Annotated in this window: 1 protein-coding gene; it reads right to left on the reverse strand. The window is 62.0% G+C overall.

All coding sequences use genetic code 11. The features are described 5' to 3' along the window. On the reverse strand, window positions 1-271 hold a 271-nt coding region (locus LI94_RS21665; protein ID WP_046302561.1), incomplete at both ends, for an ATP-binding cassette domain-containing protein.

Here is a 271-nt window from a genome sequence, read left to right on the forward strand (position 1 = left end):
CCAGGTTGAAGAACGCCGTCTGATCACTCACCCGCGCCGCCTGCTGCATGTTGTGGGTGACGATGACGATGGTGTAGTCCTGCTTGAGCTGGGAGATCAGCTCTTCGATGGCCATCGTCGAGATCGGATCCAGCGCCGAGCAAGGCTCATCCATCAACAGTACGTCGGGTTGCACCGCGATGGCTCGCGCGATGCACAACCGCTGCTGTTGCCCACCGGAGAGCCCGCCGCCCGGCTTGTCCAGCCGGTCCTTGACCTCGTTCCACAAGTT

Origin of the sequence: Mycobacterium sp. UM_Kg27 (assembly GCF_000972905.1) — a bacterium.
GTDB lineage: Bacteria > Actinomycetota > Actinomycetes > Mycobacteriales > Mycobacteriaceae > Mycobacterium.